This is a genomic window from Asanoa ishikariensis, assembly GCF_900107455.1.
Taxonomy (GTDB): domain Bacteria; phylum Actinomycetota; class Actinomycetes; order Mycobacteriales; family Micromonosporaceae; genus Asanoa; species Asanoa ishikariensis.
On record NZ_FNQB01000001.1, the window covers coordinates 640989 to 664994 of the forward strand.

Annotated in this window: 20 protein-coding genes; 15 read left to right on the forward strand and 5 right to left on the reverse strand. The window is 70.8% G+C overall.

Annotation, left to right across the window (positions count from 1 at the left end):
* From BLV39_RS03015 to mqnP, 12 genes are all read left to right on the forward strand, one after another.
* Positions 1–573: a TlpA family protein disulfide reductase gene (locus BLV39_RS03015; RefSeq protein ID WP_373315318.1), complete on the forward strand. Its 573-nt coding sequence runs from the start codon at positions 1–3 to the stop codon at positions 571–573.
* Positions 573–1325 carry a cytochrome c biogenesis CcdA family protein gene (locus tag BLV39_RS03020; RefSeq protein WP_090786832.1) on the forward strand — a complete coding sequence of 251 codons (753 nt, stop codon included), beginning with the start codon at positions 573–575 and terminating at the stop codon, positions 1323–1325. Before BLV39_RS03015 ends, BLV39_RS03020 begins: the two co-directional genes overlap by 1 nt.
* Positions 1325–2899, forward strand: a complete 1575-nt coding sequence (resB, locus tag BLV39_RS03025) for a cytochrome c biogenesis protein ResB (RefSeq protein ID WP_090786835.1) — start codon at positions 1325–1327, stop codon at positions 2897–2899. Before BLV39_RS03020 ends, resB begins: the two co-directional genes overlap by 1 nt.
* Positions 2899–3849, forward strand: coding sequence for a c-type cytochrome biogenesis protein CcsB (gene ccsB / locus BLV39_RS03030; RefSeq protein WP_090786838.1), 951 nt, complete (start codon positions 2899–2901; stop codon positions 3847–3849). The genes resB and ccsB overlap by 1 nt, the downstream gene beginning before the upstream one ends.
* A 77-nt stretch (positions 3850–3926) precedes the next feature.
* Positions 3927–6497, forward strand: coding sequence for a right-handed parallel beta-helix repeat-containing protein (locus tag BLV39_RS03035; protein WP_090786842.1), 2571 nt, complete (start codon positions 3927–3929; stop codon positions 6495–6497).
* A gap of 4 nt (positions 6498–6501) precedes the next feature.
* Entirely contained in the window at positions 6502–9063 is a 2562-nt protein-coding gene (locus BLV39_RS03040) for a right-handed parallel beta-helix repeat-containing protein (RefSeq protein WP_090786845.1), read from the forward strand.
* A gap of 4 nt (positions 9064–9067) precedes the next feature.
* Positions 9068–11626, forward strand: a complete 2559-nt coding sequence (locus tag BLV39_RS03045) for a right-handed parallel beta-helix repeat-containing protein (protein ID WP_090786848.1) — start codon at positions 9068–9070, stop codon at positions 11624–11626.
* A 22-nt stretch (positions 11627–11648) separates the two neighbouring features.
* Entirely contained in the window at positions 11649–12074 is a 426-nt protein-coding gene (locus BLV39_RS03050) for a PH domain-containing protein (RefSeq protein ID WP_176984747.1), read from the forward strand.
* A gap of 59 nt (positions 12075–12133) precedes the next feature.
* The gene (locus tag BLV39_RS03055) at positions 12134–12661 is read left to right on the forward strand and encodes a SigE family RNA polymerase sigma factor (RefSeq protein WP_090786854.1); all 528 of its coding nucleotides are present in this window, start codon (positions 12134–12136) and stop codon (positions 12659–12661) included.
* Positions 12658–13788, forward strand: coding sequence for a TolB family protein (locus tag BLV39_RS03060; RefSeq protein WP_090786857.1), 1131 nt, complete (start codon positions 12658–12660; stop codon positions 13786–13788). Before BLV39_RS03055 ends, BLV39_RS03060 begins: the two co-directional genes overlap by 4 nt.
* A 49-nt stretch (positions 13789–13837) precedes the next feature.
* A complete protein-coding gene (locus BLV39_RS03065) occupies positions 13838–15295 on the forward strand; it encodes a menaquinone biosynthesis decarboxylase (RefSeq protein ID WP_090786859.1) in 1458 nt (485 codons plus the stop codon).
* Entirely contained in the window at positions 15295–16194 is a 900-nt protein-coding gene (gene mqnP, locus BLV39_RS03070; protein WP_090786863.1) for a menaquinone biosynthesis prenyltransferase MqnP, read from the forward strand. The genes BLV39_RS03065 and mqnP overlap by 1 nt, the downstream gene beginning before the upstream one ends.
* On the opposite strand, the gene BLV39_RS03075 is transcribed toward mqnP, so the two are convergent.
* Positions 16191–17213, reverse strand: coding sequence for a terpene synthase family protein (locus BLV39_RS03075; protein ID WP_239083685.1), 1023 nt, complete (start codon positions 17211–17213; stop codon positions 16191–16193). The genes mqnP and BLV39_RS03075 overlap by 4 nt on opposite strands.
* A gap of 12 nt (positions 17214–17225) precedes the next feature.
* Between BLV39_RS03075 and BLV39_RS03080 the strand changes: the two genes are divergently transcribed.
* Entirely contained in the window at positions 17226–17885 is a 660-nt protein-coding gene (locus BLV39_RS03080) for a UbiX family flavin prenyltransferase (RefSeq protein WP_090786869.1), read from the forward strand.
* Positions 17886–17889: 4 nt separating this feature from the next.
* Here the strand turns inward: BLV39_RS03080 and BLV39_RS03085 are convergent, their stop codons facing one another.
* Positions 17890–18159: a BldC family transcriptional regulator gene (locus BLV39_RS03085; RefSeq protein ID WP_090786872.1), complete on the reverse strand. Its 270-nt coding sequence runs from the start codon at positions 18157–18159 to the stop codon at positions 17890–17892.
* Positions 18160–18406: 247 nt separating this feature from the next.
* Here BLV39_RS03085 and BLV39_RS03090 point away from each other — a divergent pair, with 247 nt between their 5' ends.
* Both BLV39_RS03090 and cds1 read left to right on the forward strand, forming a co-directional pair.
* Positions 18407–18865, forward strand: coding sequence for an Lrp/AsnC family transcriptional regulator (locus BLV39_RS03090; protein WP_090786875.1), 459 nt, complete (start codon positions 18407–18409; stop codon positions 18863–18865).
* A 9-nt stretch (positions 18866–18874) separates the two neighbouring features.
* Positions 18875–19966, forward strand: coding sequence for an L-cysteine desulfhydrase Cds1 (gene cds1, locus BLV39_RS03095; protein ID WP_090786877.1), 1092 nt, complete (start codon positions 18875–18877; stop codon positions 19964–19966).
* Here the strand turns inward: cds1 and BLV39_RS03100 are convergent.
* The 3 genes from BLV39_RS03100 to BLV39_RS03110 form a co-directional block, all read right to left on the reverse strand.
* Positions 19963–20583, reverse strand: a complete 621-nt coding sequence (locus BLV39_RS03100; protein WP_176984748.1) for a putative glycolipid-binding domain-containing protein — start codon at positions 20581–20583, stop codon at positions 19963–19965. The genes cds1 and BLV39_RS03100 overlap by 4 nt on opposite strands.
* Before the next feature lie 28 nt (positions 20584–20611).
* Entirely contained in the window at positions 20612–21952 is a 1341-nt protein-coding gene (locus BLV39_RS03105) for a DEAD/DEAH box helicase (protein ID WP_090791076.1), read from the reverse strand.
* A 217-nt stretch (positions 21953–22169) separates the two neighbouring features.
* Entirely contained in the window at positions 22170–23948 is a 1779-nt protein-coding gene (locus BLV39_RS03110) for a hypothetical protein (RefSeq protein WP_090786880.1), read from the reverse strand.
* Positions 23949–24006: the final 58 nt, after the last annotated feature.

Here is a 24006-nt window from a genome sequence, read left to right on the forward strand (position 1 = left end):
GTGCGCCGTCGTGGGCTCCTCGTCGGGATAGCGGTCGCCGCGGTCGCGGTGGCCGCGATCGTGTACGTGGTCACCGGTCGCGGCGGCGATAGCTGGAAGGACCTGTGCGGCACCTCCAGCGAGGGTTTCATCGAGTGCACCGTCGGTAAGCGCCCGGCCGCGCCGGAGGTCAAGGGCGAACTGCTCGAGGGCGGCAGCTACGACTCGGCCGCGAGCGCCGGCAAGGTCGTCGTCGTCAACTTCTGGGGATCGTGGTGCGCGCCCTGCCGGGCCGAGATCGACGACCTCGAGGGCGTCTACGAGGCAACCAAGGGCAGCGGCGTCGACTTCCTCGGCATCAACATCCGCGACGGCCGGGACGCCGCGCTCGCCTTCCACAGCCAGCGGGTGGCGTACCCGAGCGTGTTCGACCCGTCGAGCAAGCTGGCGCTGGGCTTCCAGATCCCGCCCAACTCGATCCCGGCCACGATCATCCTCGACCGGGACGGCGACATCGCGTACGTGATCCGCCGAGCGGTCACCAAGGACCAGCTCCAGCCGATCGTCGAGCGGGTCGCGGCCGAGGCGTCCTGATGGGCGACACCTTCGGCAACCTGGCCACCAGCGGCCCGCTGTTCTTCGCGATCGGCGGGGCGGCGCTGGCCGGGCTGGTCAGCTTCCTGTCGCCGTGCGTGCTCCCGCTGGTGCCCGGCTACCTCTCCTACGTGACGGGCCTGGCCGGCACCGAGCTCGAGCGCAAGGTCCGCGAACGCAGCCGGGTGCTGGCCGGCACGATGCTCTTCATCGTCGGCTTCACCACGGTCTTCGTGCTGGTCGCGGTGCTGGTCAGCCGGGTCGGCTGGGCGATGGTCGAGCACCGCCGGGTCCTGGAGATCGTCGTCGGCTCGGTGATCATCGTGCTGGCGCTGGCCTTCCTCGGCGTCATTCCGGGTTTCCAGCGCGAGCTGCGGATCCAGGCACTGCCCAAGGCGGGCCTGCTCGCCGCCCCGGTCTTCGGTGCCGTGTTCGCGCTGTCCTGGGTGCCCTGCGTCGGTCCGACGATGGGCTCGGTCATGCTGCTGGCCGGCACGTCGGGCCAGGTCGACCGGGCCGTCGTGCTCGCCGTCGCGTACTGCCTCGGGCTGGGCATCCCGTTCGTGCTCTTCGGTTTGTTCTTCACGCGGCTGCTCGGGCTGTTCAAGCTGATCCGACGCAACAGCAAGTGGGTCACCCGGGTCGGCGGCGCGCTGCTGATCCTGATCGGTCTGGCGCTGATCACCGGCGGCTGGAACAGCTTCCTGATCTGGCTGCAGAGCAGCGTCGGCCCGGGGAGCATCGGCATCTGATGACCACCACGGAAACTCGGCCCGCACCGGCCACCGAACCGCCGCCGCGGCCGGGCTGGGGTAACTGGCTGGTCGGCCTGGCCCGCCGCCTCTGGCGGCAACTGACCAGCATGCGTACCGCGCTGGTGTTGCTGTTCCTGCTCGCCGTCGCGTCGATTCCCGGCTCGGTGCTGCCGCAGAGCAACGTCGCCGTCGAGCAGGTACAGAACTTCTACCGCGAGCACCCGACGCTGGCGCCCTGGCTCGCGAAGGTCGACGGGTTCAACGTCTTCGGTTCGCCGTGGTTCGCCGCGATCTACCTGCTGCTGTTCACCTCGCTGATCGGCTGCGTGGTGCCGCGCCTGCGCGACCACTACCGGGCGATCAGGTCGCGGCCACCGAAGGCGCCGGCCCGGCTGGACCGGTTGCCGCACCACGCCGAGGTTCCCGACTTTGACGGCGACCTGTCGGATGTCGCGGCGGCGCTGCGCAAGCGGCGCTGGCGGGTCGTCGTCAGCGACGACAGCGTGTCGGCCGAGAAGGGCTACCTCAAGGAGACCGGCAACCTGGTCTTCCACTGCTCGCTGCTGGCCGTGCTGGTCGCGGTCGCGCTCGGCTCCTGGTACGGCTGGCACGGCAACCGGATCCTGGTCACCGGCAAGGACTCCGGCTTCTGCAACAGCCTCCAGCAGTACGACGAGTCGAAGCTCGGCCCGCGCGTCGACGAGGGCAAGCTGCCACCGTTCTGCGTGACGCTCGACGACTTCGAGGCGTCGTTCCAGAGCAGCGGGCAACCCAAGCACTTCCGTGCGTCGGTGACCGTCGAGGGCGACGGGCCGACCCACAGCTCGACCTTCTCCGTCAACGACCCGCTGCGGCTCGACGGCGCCTCCCTCTACCTGTTGGGCCACGGCTACGCGCCGATCCTGCGCTACACCGACCGGTTCGGGAAGACGCAGACCAAGGAGGGTCCGTTCCTGTCCATCGACGGGATGCAGACCAGCACCGGCGCGATCTCGTTCCCGGACGCCAACGTCGACCCGTCGACCGGCAAGCGCGACGCGAACCTGCAGATGGGTTTCGACGGCATCTACATGCCGACGGCGCCTGCCCAAGCGCCGTTTCTGCGCTCGGATTTCCCGGCGGAGAACAACCCGGGGCTGCTGCTCACGGCCTATCGCGGCAACCTGGGCCTGGACGCCGGCATCCCTAGCTCGGTCTACCGGCTCGACCAGGCCCAGATCAACACGGGCCGACTCAAGCCGGTCGGCGAGGGCAAGCTGCTCAAGCCCGGCGAGAGCTGGACGCTGGACGACGGCTCGACGGTGCAGTTCGTGGGCACCAAGAAATACATCGTGCTGTCGGTGCGGCACGACCCGGGCCAGGGCATCGCGCTCGTCGCCGCGGTGCTCGCGCTCGGCGGCCTGATGGGCTCCCTGTTCGGGAAACGTCGCCGGGTCTTCTTCCGCCTGACTTCCCCGTCTCCGACATCGAGTAGTAGATTGCTCGAGGCCGGTGGCCTGCCGCGCACCGACTACCCCGGCTTCGCCGAGGAGTTCGCTTCGACCGTCGCCGCCGTGAGAGAGAAGACCTGATGGCCGCCTTGTCGGACACGCTGCTCGTAGTGGCCATGCTCAGCTACCTCGTGGCGATGATCTGCTACGCCGCCGTGTACGCGTTCGGCGACCGCGGCGCGGTGGCCAAGGTCGCGACGCGCGAGCTCGTCGGCGCCGGTGGCCCGCCGGTGGTCGAAGTCGTCTCAGAAGAGCGGAAGCCTTCACCCGGCCGGCCGTCCTGGGCCAGCCGCTTGGCCGGGGCCGTGCTGGTGCTCGCGGCGACCGCTCAGATCGGATCGCTGATCTTCCGCGGCGTCGCCGGCCACCGGCTGCCGTGGGGCAACATGTACGAGTACGTCCTCGCGGCCACCTCGGTCGCCGCGGTGGCCTGGATCATCGTGATGTTCCAGCGCCCGGCCCTGCGCCACCTGGGCCTGTACGTCGCGCTGACCCAGGTGGTCCTGCTCGGTGTCGCCGGCCTGCTCCTCTACGTGCCGGTCGGCCCGCTGGTGCCGGCCCTCGACTCGTACTGGCTGGCCATCCACGTCACAGCCGTGGCCATCTCGTCGGGCGTGTTCCTGATCGGCTTCGTGCCGGCGGGCCTGTTCCTCATCCGCTCCGGCTACGACAAGGGCCGGCACAGCTTCCCGTTCAGCCTCGGCGAGCGCCTTCCGGCCGCCGGCGTGCTGGAGCGGCTCTCGTTCCGGCTGCACGCGTTCGCGTTCCCGATCTGGACCTTCGGCGCACTGATCGCGGGCCCGATCTGGGCGGAGTCGGCCTGGGGCCGGTACTGGGGTTGGGACCCCAAGGAGGTGTGGGCGTTCATCTCCTGGGTCGTCTACGCCGGCTACCTGCACGCCCGGGCCACGCCGAGCGTCAAGCAGACGACGGCGACCTGGATCGCGGTGCTCGGCTTCCTGACGATGCTGATGAACCTGTTCGGCGTCAACATCTTCTTCACAGGCCTCCACTCGTACGGCGGCCTCTGACATTCAACCGATCGGCTGTTGGGTTGGGCCGATCCGCTCGCTAACCTCCTGATGATCATTTCTGACGGGGGAGTGAGATGCGCGTTCTTCGCGGCCTGGCGCTGTTGTGCGTCGGTGCGTTGGCGACGGCCGGATTCACGGCGATCGCCGGGAACGCCTCTGCGGCGGCCTCGACCATCTTCGTCTCGAAGGTGTGCGGCAGCGCGCCGGACGGGTCCGAGGCCAACCCCTACTGCACGATCTCGAAGGCCGCGGAGGTCGCGGTAGCCGGGCAGACGATCGCGGTGGACAAGGGCGACTACACCGAGTCGGTGGTCGTGCGGTCCGGGCAGCCGGGCAAGCCCATCAGGTACGTCGGATACCGCGGCGCCGGCGGCCAGGTGCGGGTCGTAAGCGCTGCCACCGGGAACGCCTTCGTCGTCTCCGGAGTACACGACGTCGTCATCGACGGGTTCTATCTGGTCGGCTCCGGCCTTACCCCGGCGGTGGTCGAGAGCTCGAGCGACATCACGATCTCGAACGGCTGGATTCTTTCGCCGACGGTGATCGGCATCGACATCAAGGGCGACTCGCATCGGGTGACGGTCAGCGGCATGTCGGCGTTGGGCATGCGCGCACCGCTCGTCGCGGTCGGCGCGGGCGCCACCGACACCGTGCTGGCGCAGAACAGTGTGCGATCGACGCGGGCACCGGGATACCCGCCGCACCCGGCCGTCGCCGTCACGGATGCCCCGAACACGACCGTCACCAACAACACGATCGTGACCGACTGCCTTGCCGGCATCGAGGTCACGGGCGCTTCCGGCGGGTTCGCCCTCTACAACTCGATCGTGCGTACCACCGCGGTCGGCACCCCCGGCCGGTGCGGGGCCTCGTCCGGACCTGATCCGGCGAGCGTGACACCCGTGACGGTCACGGCGTCGGCGACCACCGACGCGCACGTCGACTACAACGTGATCGACCCCGGCCATGGCGGGTCGCTGTACTCGTGGGCCGGCACGACCTACCCGAACCCTGGAGCGTTGGCCGCCGCGACCGGGCAGGGCGCGCATGACATCGGCGCCGACCCGAAGCTCGCCAACGTCTCGGACCCGCAGGCGGCGGGCTGGACGCTGACCGCCGAGTCACCGGCCATCGACTCGGCTCTGGCCGACGCGCCGGGGACGCAAGCCACGGACCTGCGGGGCAACGCGCACGCCGACAAGCCCGATACGGCGAACGCCGGAGCGGGCTTTGTCGACCGCGGGGCCGTCGAGTTCGTGCCAGCGCCCTCCCTGCGCTCGACGATGGTCCGGGCGCCGGGCGGCAGCGCGTTCGAGACGGTTGCCACCGCGACCGCGACCTCTCCCTGGACGACCGACGGACCCGTCGGCACGTTCACGCTTCACAAGAGCAACGAAAAGCGGATCGTCAACCGCACCGGCATCGCGCGGTTCTCGTTCGAAGAAGCCGGCCACGCGTGCGCCGTCGTCCAGTTCAGCCTCGACGGGTTCCGCGGCTCAGCGGAACCGCAGTACGACTCCGCCTGCATGATGCTCGGCGCCGCCTACACGGCCGTCACCCCGCGCCGCGTGCTCGACACCCGATCGGCGATCGGCGTTCCGAGCACGACGCCGGTGTATCGCAACGGCGAGGTCCAGGTTCCGCTGCCGGCTCCGGCCGCCACCGCCAGCGCGGTCGTCCTCAACGTCACGGCGACCAAGCCGACGACCGCCGGGGCGTTGAAGGTCTATCGGGAGCCCGGGTACGAGCCGAACGGCTACAGCGTCCAGTTCGCCGCCAACCAGACGATCGCGAACCTCGTGACCGTACAGGTCCGCGACGGCAAGGCCTCGATCTCCAACGAGAGCATGGGCACGGTTCACGTCGTCGCGGACCTGGTCGGCTACTACGCCGACGGCGACTCGGGGCTGCGGACCGCGACGCCCGCCCGGGTGCTCGACACCCGCTCGGCGATCGGCGTGCCCGGCACCGCCCCGATGGGCGCCCAGGGGCGCGTCACCGTCGACCTGTCGTCACGGGTGCCGGCGGGCACGACCGCGGTGGTGCTCAACCTGACGGTCACGAAGCCGACGCAGAGCGGCCACGTGACGCTGTTCCCGCCAGGGGCTGCGGTGCCCACGGCGTCGAACGTCAACTTCGTGGCCGGTCAGACCGTCAACAACATGGTGATCGCGCCGGTGGTCGGCGGCAGGATCGCGTTCGCGCACGGTGGTTCGGGCACGGTGCACGTGATCGCCGACCTCTCCGGCTGGTACGCGCCGGGTGTTGGCGACATGCTCCTGCCGACCTACCCAATCCATCTCGCGCGGCCTGGCCACATCGACGGTGTGACCGTCGGACCGGGTCAGACGCTGCGGGTTTTCGTCAACGCCAACGAATGCGGGTCGACGCCGTGCGAGCCGCGCACAGCCGTGGTCGCGAACGTGACCGCCATCCTGCCGCAGTCCGGCGGCTACCTGTCCGTCTACCCGTACGGCCAGGCGAGGCCGGTCATGTCGGCGGTCAACTTCACCGCGCACCAGATCGTCGCGAGCCAGGTCACCGTGGGCCTGCACGAGGACTCGTTCATGGTCTACAACAGCAGCTCCGGCAACGTCGAGGTCTCCATCGACCAGACCGGCCTCTACCTCGGATCGGTGAGCTAGCAACATGAAGCGCAGCTTCCTGGCATTCGTAACCGCCGGCGTCCTGGTGACGGCCGGCCTGGCCGTCACCGGCGGGACCGCCGCCGCGGCGGCGGACCCGCCGTCCACCATCCACGTGGCCACGATGTCCTGCGGCGGTGCGCAGGACGGCAGTGAGGCCAAGCCGTACTGCACGATCGCGCAAGCGATCGCGTTCGCCGTGCCCGGCCAGACCATCGCCGTCCGCGAAGGCACCTATTTCGGTACCGAGGTGCCGCGCTCCGGCGAGCCCGGCAAGCCGATCACGTTGGCCGCACGGCCGAGCAGCATGGGCACCGCCGTCACGATCATCGGTGAGCCGGCCTTCCACTTCGCGGGTGTGCACGATGTCGTGGTCGACGGTTTCCTGACCAACACCGGCGGACCTGGCGTCGTGGTCGAGAACTCCAGCGACGTCATGTTCACCAACGGCCGGATCACCGCCTCGTCGGGGCCGGGTGTCGAGATCAAGGGCGACTCGCGCCGGGTCACCGTCAGCTCCACACTCACGAACGTCAGCCGCGGGCCGGCCTTCGCGGTCGGCGGGGGCGCCACCGACACTCTGTTGGCTGCCAACAGCGTCAGGGGTATCCGGTACACCGGGGTCGCGCCCTACCCGGCCGTCGCCGTCGCCGACGCGCCGCGGACCACGGTCATCAACAACACGATCGTGACGGACTGCCTCGCCGGCGTTGACGTCAGTGGTGAATCGGCGGGGTTCGCCCTGGTCAACTCCATCGTGCGGACCACGACGGTCAGCACGCCGGGCCGGTGCTCGGGCTCACCCGCGCCCGATCCCGCGAACGTGGTGCCGGTGACGGTCGCCGGCGCGGCGACCTCCGACGGAACCATCGACTACAACGTCATCGATCCCGGACACGGCGGGGCGCTCTACTCCTGGGCCGGCGCGACGTTCGCCGACCCCAGCGCGCTCCACGCCGCCGCCGGGCAGGCGGCGCACGACCTCAAGACGGACCCGAAGCTGGCCGGCGTCGCCGACACCTCGTTCGGCCTGCGCCCCGGCTCGCCGGCCATCGACTCCGCTCTGGCCACCGCCCCGCGGCTCCCGGCGACCGACCTGCGCGGCAACGCGCACGCCGACAACCCCGACGCGGCCAACGGCGGCGGTGGCTACGTCGACCGTGGCGCGACGGAGGTCGTTCCGACTCCCACCGTCTCCTCGAAAATCGTCCACGCGGCCGGCGGCGGCGCGCTCGATGCGGTCGTCACGACCACGCGGACCTACCCCTGGCCGACCGATGGCCCGATCGGAACGTTCAGTTTTCGTGGCGACGGCCCGGCCACGGTGATCAACCGGACCGGGAGTGCGCGGCTGACCTTCGGCAACGCGGGCGCGGCCTGTGCCATGGTCATCCTCAGCCTCTACGGGTTCCCCACCGCCGCCTCGGCGTACTACGACTCGCCCTGCGTGATGCTCGGCGGCGGCTATGCCGCTGTCACCCCGCAGCGGGTGCTCGACACGCGGTCGGCGATCGGCCGTCCCGGCACCACACCGCTGTCGGGCGGCCAACAGGTCGACTTCGCCATCCCTGGTGCGGCGGCGACCGCCAGCGCGGTCGTTCTCAACGTCACCGTGACCAACCCGCAGAGCCCAGGCTCTTTGCGGGTCATGCGGTCCGACCTGTTTGAACCCGTCGGTGCCAACCTGCACTTCGTCGCGAACGAGACGATCGCCAACCTGGTGACGGTCCCGGTCCGCAACGGCAAGGTGTCGATCTACAACGACAGTGCTGGCACCTCGCACGTGCTCGCTGACCTGGTCGGCTACTACGCCAACACGCCGAACGGCCTGACCGCCGCCACGCCGGCGCGCGTGCTCGACACCCGGTCCGCGGTCGGCGTGCCGGGTACGAGCCCGGTGGGCCCGCAGGGCCGGGTCGTTGTCGACGTGTCGTCCCGCGTGCCGGCGGGCACCACCGCGGTGGTGCTGAACCTGACCGTCACCAAGCCGACCCAGAGCGGGCACATCACCCTGTTCCCGAACGGTTCCGCGGTGCCGACGGCGTCGAACCTCAACTTCGTCGCGGGTCAGACGGTGAACAACATGGCGATCGCTCCGGTGGTCGGTGGGAAGATCGCTCTCGCACACGGTGGTTCGGGCACGGTGCACGTGATCGCCGACCTGGCGGGTTGGTTCGCGCCCGGCGCCGGCGGGACGTTCCTGCCTACGTACCGGAGGCATCTCTTCGAGCCCGGCCAGAACGCGGGTGGGCTGATCGGGCCGGGACAGTCGGCGCGGGTCTTCGTCAACAAGAGCGACTGCGGATCCACTTCTTGCGAGCCGCGTACGGCCGTCGTCGCGAACCTGACCGTCGACAACGCCGGGGCGGCGGGCTACCTGTCGATCTACCCGTACGGCCAGCCCAAGCCGGTCGTGTCCGTTCTCAACTTCAACAAGGGCCAGACGGTCTCCACCCAGGCCACTGTCGGCGTCGCTGAGGACTCCTTCATGATCTTCAACAGCAGCTCGACCACGGTCGAGGTGTTCGTCGACCAGTTCGGCTTCTACTTCGGATCGGTGGCCTAGCACCATGTCCCGTCTGCGCCGCGGGCTGGCGCCGCTGATCGCCGCCGTGCTCCTGACGACGGTCGCGCTCCCGTTGGCCGGTGCCGACGCCGCCGAACCTGCGGACACCATCCACGTCACGCAGCGCTGCGACACCGTCATGGACGGAAGCCCGGAGCGTCCCTTCTGCTCGATCACCGAAGCCGTCAGGACGGCCCAGCCGGGTCAGACCGTCGAGGTGACGGCGGGCGAGTGGGGCGATGTCGTGGTCGCCACGTCCGGTTTACTGGGCCAGCCGATCACGATCAAGGGATTCCGGGGCTACGGCCAGCGCACAAGAGTCCGAAGTGTCCACCTCTCGGCCGTTCAACACGTGGTTGTCGACGGGTTCGACATCGTCGTTGACGGGTCCAAGTCGGCCGTGCTGATCGAGGACTCCAGCGACGTCACCGTCACCAACGGGTGGGCCAACACCGGGTCGGCTCCCACCGTCGACATCCGGGGTGACTCGCACCGGGTCACCGTGAGCCGCATGGTGGCCAGGGGATATCGGGCGCAGGTCTTCGCGGTGGGTGCCGGCGTCACCGACACCCTTCTGAGCCGCAACAGCGTCATGCTGGACCGCCTGTTCACCGGCGCACCGGCGGCGATCACCATCGCCGACGCGCCGCGGACGACCATCACCAACAACACGATCGTGACCGACTGTCTGGTCGGAGTGGCGGTCACCGGCGACTCGGCCGGGTTCGGCCTCTACAACTCGATCGTTAGGACCAACCTGCCGGACCGCCCGGGAGCCTGCACCCCGCCCGAGGCGCCGCTGCCGGCGAGCGCGATTCCGCTCACGGTCGAGGGCGTGGCCGCCACAGACAGCCAGCTCGACTACAACCTGCTCGACCCGGTGCACGGCGGGCCGCTCTACTCCTGGGCCGGCACGACCTATCCGAATCCGGCCGCCTTCGCCGCCGCCACCGGGCAGGGCACGCACGACATCGCCGCCGACCCGAAGCTCGTCACCGTCCAATCGACGAACGTGGGCTGGGGCCTGGGCTCCGACTCTCCGGCGATCGACTCCGCGCTCGCGACCGCGCCAGGTCTGTACGGCCCCGACCTGCGTGGTAACCCCGCGGCCGACAAGCCGGACGTTCCCAACAGCGGCGGAGCGTTCCTCGACCGCGGCTCAGTGGAACTGCTGCCCGAGCCGAAGGTCGCGCCAACAATCCGTTGGGTACTCGACTACGGGAACCCTGGAAGCCTGGAAGCTATCGTCTATGTGAACGCCGAGTACCCGTGGCTGACCAGCGCCGTTCGGGGCGGCGGGACGGCTTCCATCCAGATGATCAACACGCCCTCGGCGGAAACCGTCCTCACTGACAGCGGTTACGCCGCCTTCACCTACCCTCGGGCCGGCGTCGCGTGCGCCTCCGTCGTGTTCAGCACGGATGGGTTCCGCTCCCGCCCGCCGCTGCACCAGTCCTCGCCGTGCACCGTGCTCGGTTCCTCGTTCACCCCTTCGACCCCGCAGCGGGTGCTCGACACGCGGTCCGGCGGCGGCGCCCCGATGAGACCCAACAGCGACCTGGTGCTGCCGCTGCCGGCGCCGTTCTCGACAGCGGACGCGGTCGTCCTCAACGTCACCGTCACCCAGCCCACCGCCAACGGCTACCTGACTGTTTCGGCGCCCGGAAACAGGCCCGAGTCGTCGAACATCAACTTCGTTGCCAAGCAGACGATCGCCAACCTGGTGACCGTGCCGGTGAGCGAGGGCAAGGTGCGCTTCTCCAGCAGCGGTTCGGGCACCGTGCACGTGCTCGCGGACGTCGCCGGTTACTACGGCAACGCCGGGAAGCGCATGAAGGCGATGGCCCCGGCCCGGCTGCTCGACACCCGCAACGCGATCGGAGTGCCGGGCACGACCCCGATCGGCCCACAGGGCCGGGTCACCATAGACGCGGGGCTTTGGCTGCCCGCCGGCACGACCGCGGTCGCCCTGAACCTGACGGTGACGAAGCCGACCCAGAGCGGGCACATCACCGTGTTCCCGCCGGGCGGTGCGGTGCCGACGGCGTCGAACCTCAACTTCGTCGCCGGTGCGACCGTGAACAACATGGTGATCGCCCCGGTGGTCGACGGGAAGATCGCGTTGGCGAACGGTGGTTCGGGCACCGTACACGTGGTGGCTGACATGACCGCCGCGTTCGCGTCCGCTGGCACGAACACCTATCTGCCGACCTTCCCGACGCGGATCCTCGACACGCGCGCGAGCGGCAAACCGGTCGGCCCCGGCCAGGCGGTGCGAGTTTCGGTGGACAAGCGGGCGTGCTCCGGCCACCCGTGCGGTGCCGGCGCCATCGTGGCGAATGTGACCGTGACCGGCACGAAGTCCGCTGGCTACTTGACCGTCTACCCGTTCGAGCAGAACCGCCCGACGGCGTCGGCGATCAACTTCACCGCTGGCCAGACCGTGGCCAACCTGGTCACCGTCGGCCTGGGCGACAACTCGTTCCTCGTCTTCAACAGCAGCGCGGCCACCGTCGATGTGGTCGTGGACCAGGCGGGCTTCTACCTGTCACCGCCAATCTGAGGTCCATCACTATCCTGTCCCGATGCGACACACGTGGCGGGTATCGCCGGCCGGCCGGGTGATCGGCATCGTGTTCATGGCCTTCGGGCTGTGGGTCATGGTCCGCGCGGCGCTGGCCGGCGCGCGGGACGGTTATGACCTGGGCATCTGGTACGGGTTCGGCTTCGGCCTGGCCGCCGTGCTCGTGCCGCTGCTGTTCGCGCTGCGGCCGGCCGTGATCCTGACCGGCACCGACGTCGAGGTGCGCAACCCGCTGCGCACCCGACGCGTGCCGCTCGCCGAGATCACCGACGCCAAGACCGGCTACGGCGGCCTGCGCATCGAGACCCGCGACGGCCGCGCGATCACCGCCTGGGCGGTGCAGAAGTCCAACGTGGCCAGTTGGTCCGGTAGGCACACCCGGGCCGACGAGGTCGCCGACGCCATCCGCGCACAGGCAGTTTCCTGACCCAAGCAGCAGCCGCCGCCCCGGCGGCGTTGTCAGGGGTATGAGAGACGGGCAGGCGCATGGACGCTGATCTCGAGGCGGAGTTCAGCGAGTTCGTCGGCGCCCGGTCGCACGCGCTGTTCCGCACCGCGCTGGCGCTGACCGGACATCGCCAGCAGGCCGAGGACCTACTCCAGACGGTGCTCATCAAGGGCGCTCGGCACTGGCCGCGGATCCGCTCCGGTGCGCCGGAGGCATACCTGCGCACCGCGCTCTATCGCCAGCAGACCAGTTGGTGGCGGGGGCTACGCCGGCACCGCGAGGTCAGCACCGATGAAGTGCCGGAGACGGCCGTCGGCGTCGACCCGACCGCGACGGTCGACCTGCACCTAGCCCTGCGACAGGCGCTGCGCCGGCTCGCGCCCAAGCACCGGGCGGTGCTGGCACTGCGCTACTTCGAAGACCGCCCCGACGTGGAGATCGCGGAGATCCTCGGGTGCACCGAGTCGACCGTGCGCAGCCAGGCCGCTCGCGCCCTCGCCCGGCTGCGCGAGCTCGCGCCTGAGCTCGCCATGGCCGACGCCACGAAGCAGGAGGTGCGGCGATGAACGACCGACTCACGGGTGCGTTGCGGGAGACGTTCGAGCGGCTCGCCGACGACGGCCCTCCGCCGCAAGGGCTGGCGCGGTCGGCGCTGGCCGGGGCCCGGCGCCGCAGGCATGTCCGGTTCGGTGCCGCGGCCGGGCTGGCGCTGTGCGTCGCGCTGGTCGGCGGCATGGCTGTCGTCGGTGACCGCGGCGCCCAGCCCGCCGGAGGTCCCGGCGGCTCGGTCGTCGTCGCCTACAGCGGCATCCGGGACTGGGCCGTCGAGGATGGCAGTCGGGCCTACAACTACTCGTTGTTGCTCGACGCGGCCACCGGCACCTACCGCCGCCTTCCGTTCCCGTCCGTGGTCCCGTCGCCCGACGGGGAGCGGGTGCTGATCAGCACTGGCGACAACAGCGGAGACCACCCGAGCCGGCTCGGCATCATGGATCGCGCCACCAACGTGGTCCGCTGGATCGAGGCCGGGCAGGTGCCTCGGTTCCCCGGCGCCCAGGGCGACGGCGTGTGGTCGCCGGACGGCGGGCGGATTCTGTTTCGGTTCTCGCCTCAGGCCGCCCCGGCGGGCGTGGTGGCGGTCGACGCGGAGACCCTGCGCGCCGAGTTCGTGGCGGTCCCCGGTGTCTCCACCGGTGACGTAGGGCTGGGGTGGACGCCGGACGGCACCGGGTTCGCGTTGACGCCGTCGAGCGCGAACGAGGCGGGCACCAACGATGTCGCGGCGGAGGTGCTGTTCATGGGCCTCGACGGCCACGAGCGAGGCACTCTCAAGGTGCCGGATGATGCGCTGTGGGGCACACCGGCGTTCTCGCCCGACGGGCGGCGGCTGGCGCTGTGGGGGCCGGCCTTCAGAGACTCGCCCCTCTCGGTCGCGATCGTCGGTCCGAACACCGGCGCCGTCGAGGCCCGGTTCGCCGTTCCCGATGCCGGCAGCTTCCAGGGTTGGTCCGACGACGATCACCTGGTCTTCCGCGCCTCGGACGCCCGCACCGAGGCCGAGCAGGTCCTGATCGTCGACCTGTCGGGCGCGGTGACCAAGCGGCTGACCCCGCCCGACGGCGTCGCCGCGGACCGCGTCTACGTCGGCTCCGCGGGCGGCCTGCCGGACTCCGCAGCCGACCTGACCTTCTGAGCAGGGGGCCGAGACGGTGCGGCGCGGGTCATAGGCGAGACTGCTACCTATGGCCCGCGCCTTTCCGTATCCGGACCTCAAGGACTTCATCGCCGCCCTCGAGAGCGCCGGTGAGCTGCGGCGCGTCGGTGTGCCGGTCGACCCGACGCTGGAGATCAGCGAGGTGGTGACCCGCACCGTCCGGGCCGGCGGGCCGGCCCTGCTGTTCGAACGGCCGACCCGGGGCGAGATGCCGGTCGCGATCAACCTGTTCGGCACCGAGCGCCGCACCGCTATGGCGCTGGGCGTCGAGTCGCTCGACGAGGTCGGCGACCGGATCGGCGCGCTGGTCAAGCCCGAGCTCCCGGTGGGCTGGTCGGGGATCCGCGACGGGCTCGGCAAGGTCCTTCAGCTCAAGTCCGTGCCCCCGAAGAAGGTCAAGACGGCGCCCTGCCAGCAGGTCGTCTACCGGGGCAAGGACGTCGACCTCAACCGGCTGCCGGGGCTCCAGGTCTGGCCGGGCGACGGCGGGATCTTCCACAACTTCGGGCTGACCCACACCAAGCACCCGGAGACCGGCAAGCGCAACCTGGGCCTCTACCGCCTCCAGCAGCACTCGCACAACACGCTCGGCATGCACTGGCAGATCCACAAGGACTCGACCGCGCACCACGCGGTCGCCGAGCGGCGCGGCGAGCGGCTGCCGGTGGCCATCGCGATCGGCGCGGACCCGGTGGTCAGCTACTCCGCCAGCGCTCCGCTGCCGGGCGACATCGACGAGTACCTCTTCGCGGGCTTCCTGCGCGGCGAGCGGGTCGAGATGGTCGACTGCCTGACCGTGCCGCTGCAGGTGCCGGCGCAGGCGCAGATCATCATCGAGGGCTACATCGAGCCCGGCGAGCGGCTTCCCGAGGGTCCGTTCGGCGACCACACCGGCTTCTACACGCCGGTCGAGCCGTTCCCGGTGCTGCACGTCGAGTGCATCACCACGCAGCGCGACCCGGTCTACCAGTCGATCATCACGTCCAAGCCGCCGCAGGAGGACCACGGGCTCGGCAAGGCCACCGAGCGGATCTTCCTGCCGCTGCTCAAGCTGCTGATCCCGGACATCGTGGACTACGACCTGCCGTCCGCCGGGGTGTTCCACAACTGCGTGATCGTCTCGATCAACAAGCGCTACCCGAAGCACGCGCAGAAGGTGATGAGCGCGGTCTGGGGCGCCCACCTGCTCTCGCTGGCCAAGCTGATCGTGGTCGTCGACGACGACTGCGACGTGCACGACTACGCCGAGGTGGCGTTCCGCGCGTTCGGCAACGTCGACTACGCGCACGACCTGGTGCTCACCCAGGGGCCGGTCGACCACCTCGACCACGCGTCGTACCAGCAGTTCTGGGGTGGCAAGGCGGGCGTCGACGCGACCCGCAAGCTGCCGACCGAGGGTTACACCCGCGGTTGGCCGGACGAGATGACCATGTTGCCGGAGATCACGGCGCTGGTCGACAAGCGGTGGAAGGAGTACGGCATCTGATGGTCGCCGTGGCGGCACCGGCCCCGAACAGGGTCCGGGCCTTCATGCGGCTGGTGATGATCGAGCACTCGATCTTCGCTCTGCCGTTCGCCTACGTCGCCGCCCTGGCCGCCATGCGGCTCGACGGCGGCCGCGTGCAATGGGACACCCTGGTCCTGATCACCATCGCGATGGTCGGGGCCCGGACGGTCGCGATGGCCGCGAACCGGATCATCGACCGGCGGATCGACGCGCAGAACCCGCGCACCGCCAAGCGCGAGCTGATCACCGGCGAGGTGTCGCTGCGTACCGCCTGGATCGGCCTGTTGCTGTCCCTGGTCGTCTTCGAGGGCGCGGCGGCCGCACTCAACCCGCTCTGCCTGGTCCTCTCGCCGATCGCGCTGTTCCTGCTGGTCATCTACTCGTATGCGAAACGCTTCACCAACTACCCGCAGTTCTTCCTGGCCGCGGCGCAGGCGGTGGCCCCGGTCGGCGCCTGGATCGGCGTGACCGGGCAGTGGTCGTGGCCGGCGTTCGTGCTGGGCGTCGCGGTCGGCACCTGGATCGGCGGCTTCGACTGCATCTACGCGGTGCAAGACCTGGAGGCCGACCGTCGCATCGGCATCGGCTCGGTCCCGGTGAAGCACGGCGTACGCGGCGCCCTGATCATCTCGGCGGTGACCCACGTGGTCACGGTCGCGTTCTACATCTGGTTCGGCCTGCTGGCGGACCTGGGCTGGCTCTGGGGCGCCGGGGTCGCGATCACCACGATCGTCCTGGTCTACGAGCACGCCATCGTGAAGCCCACGGACCTGTCCCGAGTCAACAGGGCTTTCTTCACCGCGAACGGCGTGATCGGCATCGTCCTGTTCGCCTTCGCCCTCCTGGACCTGGTCGCCCTCCAGGGCCTCGGCGCTTAGGCCCGACTGCCCACCCACTCCTCGACCACGGTGGGCATCGGGTAGCGGGGGGACTCCAGCGACCAGTCGATCGTGCCGCGGACCGAGTCGGCTACGCCCTCGACGTAGCGGCGGACCGCGGCGTCGATGCGGGTGCCGAAGGCCGGCACTGCCGCGCGTAGCTCGACGAACCGGGTCATCCGCTCCTGCCAGCGGCCGATCACCTCACGGGTGGCGGCGTCCCGGGCCAGGCCCCGCTCCCGGGCCGTGGCCAGCACCAGGTTGTGTCCCGCCGAAACGTCCTCGTCGCGTTCCAGCGACAGCAGATCGTTGAACCAGGAGAGCAGGTCGTTGCCGGCCGCGCTGATCTCGCGTAGGACCGGGTGGTGGTAGACCGCCTCCGGGATCCGCATCCGTCCCGCGCCGGCGAACTCGATCAGGGCGTACGACACGTAGGCCGCCGAGGTGGCCCGGCGGAGCTGGATGTATTCCACGATGCCGGGGCGGCGGCCGACCCACTTGTTGCTGGCCTCGACCAGGATGCCGTCGAGGTGGTGGCGCAGCGCGTCGTTGATGCGGTCGACCGACATCTCGGAGAGGTCGCCGGTGATCGCCCGCCACGAGTCGAGCAGCATCGCCCGCATCGGTTCGCTCAGCCCGGGTGCCGGCTGCCGGCCGTCGCTGTCGATGGTGGCGAAGACCCCGTCGACGGTGGCGCGGACCTGGTGCAGCGGCGGTGCGGCGTCGCCGTCGACGGTGTCGTCGAGTAGGAAGAACCAGGTGAACAGCGCCGTCACCAGGCGCAGGTCGGTCTCGTCGGCGTCCGGGTAAAGGCGGCCGGCGTAGCGGGCGAAGCCGCTGCGGCGCAGCCGCTCGGCGGTCTCGGCCGCGATGCCCCGTTCGGTCATCCAACCGGTCAACCAGTTCTGCGCGGCGTCGGCGTGCGGAGAGATCCGCGGCGGGATGGGGCAGAACAGACCGGGCGTCACCATGGGCAGCGGCCTCCCGAGGGCGGGCCGGGTGGGGCACGCCCGGCTCATAGGCTTGACCGTATGCGAACGCCGTGGGTGGTAGGGGTCTCGGGAGCATCTGGTACGCCATATGCGGCTTCGGTGCTGCGCGGGTTGATCGATGCCGGGGAGCCGGTCGATCTCGTCGTGTCCCGGGCCGCTCGGCTGACGATCCTCGACGAGACGGGGTCACCGCTGCGCGACGGGCACTGGAAGGACGACCTGGCCCGCTGGCTCGGCCGCGACCTGGGCGGAGCCGACCTATTGTTCTGGCCTGCCGGCGACCTCGCGGCCGGGCCGAGCAGCGGCTCGTACCCGGTGCGCGGCATGGTGGTGGTTCCGGCCAGCACGGCGGCCTGCGCCGGCATCGCCCTGGGCCTGTCCAAGGACCTGCTTCAGCGGGCGGCGGAGGTCAACCTCAAGGAGCGGCGCCCGACGGTGCTGGTGCCCCGGGAGACCCCCGTGACCCGCAGTCACCTGCTGCACCTGCTGGAACTCGACGCCGCCGGCGCGGTCGTGCTGCCGGCGAGCCCGGGTTTCTACGGTGCGGGTGCGACGGCGACGGCGGCCCAGTTGGTCGACTTCGTGGCTGGCAAGATCCTCGACGCTATCGGCGTCGCACATGATCTTTCGCCACGCTGGACCGGCGTCATCGGCGGTACGTCCGGGAACCCGCCCAGCGGGCCCCAGACGGACGCTTGAGCCGTCAGTGCAGGCCGGCGTTCGTCGGCCCGTGGTTGCCGCTCTGTGGCGGCCCTGAGTTCGGCGAACGGTTCGCGCCGTCATCGAGGTCGTCGAGTACGCCTTCGCCCTCGAGCAAGGCACGTACCTCGGACTCCCGGAAGCGTCGGTGTCCACCTGGTGTCCGGATGCTCCCAATTCGGCCCGCCGCAGCCCATCGCGTCACGGTCTTGGGGTCGACCCGGAAGAGCGCAGCCACCTCGCCCGGCGTCAGCAGACGGTCTCCAGTGTCCACGGTCCCCTCCTCGCGTCAGCGAAAGCCTCTCGAACTGGTCTCAGATGTGCGCCCCGGCAGTGCGCGAGAGGCTTTCATAGGGACGTACGGCCATTAGAGCACCGTGAGAGTGCACTGTCCTGGAATCGGGGAAAACGCACTATGTGGGAAGATCCTCGGTAAAATTGCGAGCCGTACTCTCCTTTGACCATGTTTCACGCGGACCGGCGAATCGTCCACTCCCGGCCCCGGTTAGGGTCTACAGGACGTGGATGCCATCGACCTGCGACTCGTGGAGTTGTTGCGTACCAACGCCCGGCTGTCCTTCGCCGAACTGGCCAGACAGGTCGGCCTCTCGGCACCGGCGGTGCACGAGCGGGTCGGAAAGCTCGAATCGTCCGGTGTGGTGCGTGGCTACCGGGCCGACATCGACCCCGAGGCGATCGGGCTCGGCGTGACCGCGCTGATCAGCGTCGTCGAGGAGTCGACCACCGACGCCGACGACCTCCAGGAGCTCCTTCGCGAGTTGCCCGAGATCGAGACCTGCTACTTCATGGCCGGCGTCGAGTCGTTCCTGCTGACGGTGCGGGTGGGCACGATCGCCGAGCTCGAGCGCCTGATCGTGCGGCTGAACCGGACACCCGGGGTGGCTTCGACGCGTACCGCGATCGCCCTGTCGGCCAAGTGGGAGAACCGCCCGCGTCCGTTGTCGCCACACTCGGATTAGCCTGCACCCATGGAACAGCTCGACCGATGTGACGCCGCTGATCGGGCGTGGGTGACCGAAGCGGTCGGCGCGGTCGAAGCCGACGCGAACCGTTCCGCCGACACCCACCTGCTGCCTTTCCCGCTGCCGCGGGAGTGGGGGGTCGACCTCTACCTCAAGGACGAGTCGGTGCACCCGACCGGCTCGCTCAAGCACCGCCTGGCCCGCTCGCTGTTCCTCTACGGGCTCTGCAACGGCTGGATCGGCCCGCGCACCACCGTCGTCGAGGCGTCGTCCGGGTCGACGGCGGTCTCCGAGGCCTACTTCGCCCGGATGCTCGACCTGCCGTTCATCGCGGTGATGCCGGCGTCGACCTCGGCCGAGAAGATCGCGTTGATCGAGTTCCAGGGCGGCAAGTGCCATCTGGTCGACGACCCGTCCACGGCGGTCGACACCGCCCGTCGGCTCGCCGCCGACCTCCGCGGCCACTTCATGGACCAGTTCACGTACGCCGAGCGGGCCACCGACTGGCGTGGCAACAACAACATCGCCGAGTCGATCTTCAACCAGATGTCCCGTGAGCGGCACCCGCTGCCGGCCTGGGTGGTGGTCGGCGCGGGCACCGGCGGCACCAGCGCGACGATCGGCCGGTACGTCCGGTATCAGCGGTATCCCACCAAGATCTGCGTGGTCGACCCCGAGAACTCGGCCTTCTATCCCGCGTACGCCGCCGGCGACTGGTCGGTCAGCACCGGCCGCGGGTCGCGGATCGAGGGCATCGGCCGCCCGGTCGTCGAGGCCTCGTTCCAGCCACACGTCGTCGACCGGATGTTCGAGGTGCCGGACGCGGCGTCGCTGGCCGCGATGCGGGCGGCCTCCGCGGTGCTCGGCCGCCGCGTCGGAGGCTCCACGGGTACGAACCTGTGGGGCGCTTTCGCCCTGATCGCGGAGATGCGCGCGGCCGGTGTACCCGGCTCGGTGGTGACGCTGCTCTGTGACGGCGGCGAACGCTACGCCGACACCTACTACGCCGACGAATGGGTGGCCGCGGCCGGCCTCGACCTGGCACCGCACCTGCGGGTGCTGGAGAGCTTCCTGGCCTCCGGGCAGTGGCGGGGTTAACCCCGCTTGGCCAGCCCCGGGTAGTCGACCACGAAGCCGGCGTCGTCGACCGTGAGGTCAGCGCGGAAGCTGTCGCTCTCGTAGCGGATCCGTTTGCCACCCAGCGGCGTGTACGTGTGCTCGCCCGCGACGATCTCCAGGCTGGGCAGCAGGACCCACGCGGTCACCACGGTGTGGGGCCGGTCGGGCGCGGCGTTGAGCAGACCCAGCCGGCGGATCACCAAGGTGTTGGTCAGCGGTGAGCCACCCAGGTCGACGTCGAGCGCGCGCTCCAGCCGGGAGGCGTCATCGATGCCGGGGATGCCGACCCGCCGTTGACCGGCGGCGACCAGCGCCGCGTCCAGATCACCCTGCTCGCCGGTGGTGGCCCGCCAGCGGCCGGTGGCCCGCTGCAACCGGACCGTCCGCATCCAGCCGGCACCCTCGACGCTGACGTCCAGCCGGGCTGTCTGCCAGTTCTCGTCGACGATCAGCTCGTAGCGGGCCAGGAAAGGGATGGGGTCGACCGCCTGCTGGGTGCCGCGCGCGACCAGCCCGCGCCGATCGTCGAAGACGACGGTTTCGGCGCCGGGCAGGTCGGTGCGAGTCCACAGCAGAACCTTCGGCAACGTGGCCATGCGATCACGTTACCGAAGGTCCGGCGATCTAGTGGGTACGGCGCGGGCCGCTGCGCGGACCGCTGCGGGGTCCGCGGAAGCCGTGGCGGTCGCTGCCGCCACCGTGCCGCTCGCCGTTCGGGCGCTGCGGCCGACGCGGCTCGAGGTCCGGCTTCACCGGGACGCCACTGGGCTCCCGTGCGCCGGTCAGCTCGGCCAGCGCGGCGTCACCGGAGCGGACCCGGGTCTCGGCGGGCTCGACGCCCGCCTTGCCGAGCATGGCCAGGGTGCTGCGGCGCTGCTTGGGCAGCACCAGCGTGGCCACCGAGCCGGACTCGCCGGCCCGGGCGGTGCGCCCGGCACGGTGCAGGTAGTCCTTGGCGTCGCGCGGCGGGTCGATGTGCACGACCAGCGTGACCCCGTCGACGTGGATGCCGCGAGCGGCGACGTCGGTGGCCACCAGCACGGTGGTCCGACCCTCTTTGAACTCGGCGAGGGTGCGGGTGCGGGCCCGCTGGGTCTTGCCGCCGTGCAGGCCGCCGGCCCGGACACCGACCGCCGCGAGCTGCTCGACCAGCCGGTCGACGCCCATCTGGGTGCGGGCGAACATCATCGTGCGGCCGTCCCGAGCGGCGATCGACGCCGCGACCTGGAACTTGTCGTGCGGCGGGATCAGCAGCAGGTGGTGATCCATCGTCGTGACGGAGGCGGAGGCCGGCTCGGTCGAGTGCGTGACCGGGTCGGTCATGAACCGCTTGACCAGCGAGTCGACGTCGTTGTCCAGGGTCGCCGAGAAGAGCAGCCGCTGGGAGCCGGCCGGCGTCTTGGCGAGGAGCTCGGTGACCTCGGGCAGGAAGCCCAGGTCGGCCATCTGGTCGGCCTCGTCGAGGACCGTGACCTCGATGTCGTCGAGCGAGCAGATGCCGCGGTTGATCAGGTCGCCGAGGCGGCCCGGGGTCGCGACGATGACCTCGACGCCGCGCTGCAACGCGTCGATCTGACGGTCGTACGGCACGCCGCCGACCGCGGTCTTGAGGAAGACGCCGAGCGCCTTGCCCAGCGGCAGGAGTGCGTCGTTGACCTGCATGGCCAGCTCGCGGGTGGGCACCAGGACCAGTGCGCGCGGGTGCTTGGGCCGAGCCCGCTCGCCGCGGGCGACCCGGGCCAGCACCGGCAGGCCGAAGGCGAGCGTCTTGCCGGAGCCGGTCTGGCCGCGGCCGAGCACGTCCTTGCCGGCCAGCGCGTCCGGGACGGTGGCCTTCTGGATCTCGAACGGGGTGACAATGCCTTCCCGGGCCAGGGCCCGGACCAACTTCTGCGGCAGGCCGAGCGCCGCGAAGCCTTCTTCGGCTGTTTCAGTGCCCTCGGGCGCGGCAGACGGGTCAAAGATGGACGGAAACGTGCTGGCGTCAGCAAACGCGGTCAAGTGGGGCCTCTCGTGGGCGGGCCATCTCGCGCGTCAACATCAAAAGTTCAGGGTGCACGCTTCGCAAGATCGCCCATGGGGCGCGGAAACGCGCCGGTCTATGAACTTGACGAGTGTACGGTGCGTGGCCGCCTGACGTCATATCGAGGCGGCTACCCGTGTGCGGCATCACGCCCGCGAGTTACCCGAGGAACCCCGTGATCGAGTTGCTGACGAACAGGACGACGAGCACCCCGATGCCGATCAGCACGCCGAGGCCCACCGCGAGGAACAGGCCGACCTTGGCGTAGCTGCGCTTGGCCGGGGCCGGCTCGGACCGCCCCTGGGCCAGGATGTGGCCGGTCAGCGAGCCGGAGTTGTCCAGCGTCGCGGCGGGATAGGCCGTCGTCATCTGCGCCGGCGGCTCGTCCGACTGGCCGTAGAGCCGGCCGGGCCGCTGACCCTGCGCCCACCGGTGGTAGTCGGCCGCCGCCGGTGAGGTGCCCGGCGCGGTCGGGTTGATCGACTCAGGCCAACTCGGCAGCGCCGGGGCAGGTGTCGTCGACGCGGCCGCAGCGGTCACCGGTGGCGGTGGGAACGGCGGGGCGGGTGACGGGCCCGGTGGCGGACCGGGTGGCGGCACCGGCGGGCCCGGGGGAGTCGGCGGCTGCGGCTCGGGCACAGGTGGGACCGGCGAGGGCGGCGGCTGCGGCACCGGAGACGGCGGCACCGGCGGTGGGCCGGGCGGTGTCGGGCCTGGGCCGGGCGCCGGGCTCGGTGTCGGGCCGGGCGCCGGGCTCGGTGTCGGGCCGGGCGCCGGGAACGGCGACGGCGCCGGCTCGGGGCCGGGGAACGGCGGCTGCGGGCGCAGCGGCGGCTCAGGCGTCGGCTCCGGAGGCGGGGTGGGCCGCCGACCGGGCACGGGGCGATCGGGACCCGGTCCAGGCTCCGGCTCGGCGGGTTTCGGCTCGTCCGGCGCCGGTTCTGGCTGGTCAGGCCGCGGCTCGTCCGGTCGAGGGCGGTCCGGCTCAGGTTCCGGGTCGGGTTCGGCCGGGCCGGAACCGGATTTCGGAGCACCACCCCCCAGGTCGGCCTCGCCGGCCCGGTAGACCCGGGCACTGCCGCTGCTGACGGACGGCACTCCGTAAGGAAGGTCCGCGGCGGACGGCCTCCGGGCGCCCGGCACGGTGACGCGCGCCTTGACGACCCCGGCCGGCTTGGCCGCTTCGACCGGTTGGCCGACCGCTTCGCCGGCCGCCAGCGGCGCGGCCGCGGGCGGCGTGCTGGCCGACCAGCCGGAGCGCTGTGCGGGAATCGCGGACGCGGCCGGGTCGCCCTCGGTCGCGACCGGCTCGACCCCGGGCAGCGAGTAGCCCGGTGCGGCCGGGGTGGCGCTGGGGCCGGCGGCCGGCTCGGGCCGGACGTAGCCGGGCGACTCCTGCTCCGCCTTGTTGAACGGCACCGCGAAGCCGGACCACGGCGACTCGTCGGCGACCGGGACCTTGGGCACCCGCCGGTCCAGCGGCGGCACCGGCCCCTTGGCCGCCACCGGTGTGATCGGGGCGGCCCTGGTCGGGAGCGGTGCCTCGGCGGGCGCGGCGCTCTCGCCGGCCCGGTAGGTGCCGGGCACCGAAGGCGCGGCGACGTGCTCCGCGTCCGGCGCCGTGCTGGTGCGCACCGACGCCCGCCCGACGGCGGAGGTCGTCGTGGCACCGGCCGGCGCCGTCGGGATGTGCGAGATCTCCGAAACGGGCGTCGGCCGCGTCCAACCGGGCGCGGGGTCGGGCCAGAGCGCACCGCCGTCGGCCGGCGGCGGTGGCGGCTCGTACGCCTCCGGTAGCTCTTCTTCCCCAGCCGACTTGGGCAGCACCGTGCCCACCGGTGGTGGCGCGGGCAGCGGCGGCAGATCGGCGGCCAGGCCGCTAGGCGGCGCTGACTCGTCGATCTGTGCGTCGTTGGACTGCTGCGGCTTCTCGTCCATCGCTGCCTCCCTGCCCGCCGCCGGACGCGCGCGTGTACGCCCGGCGCGGCGTGCCAAT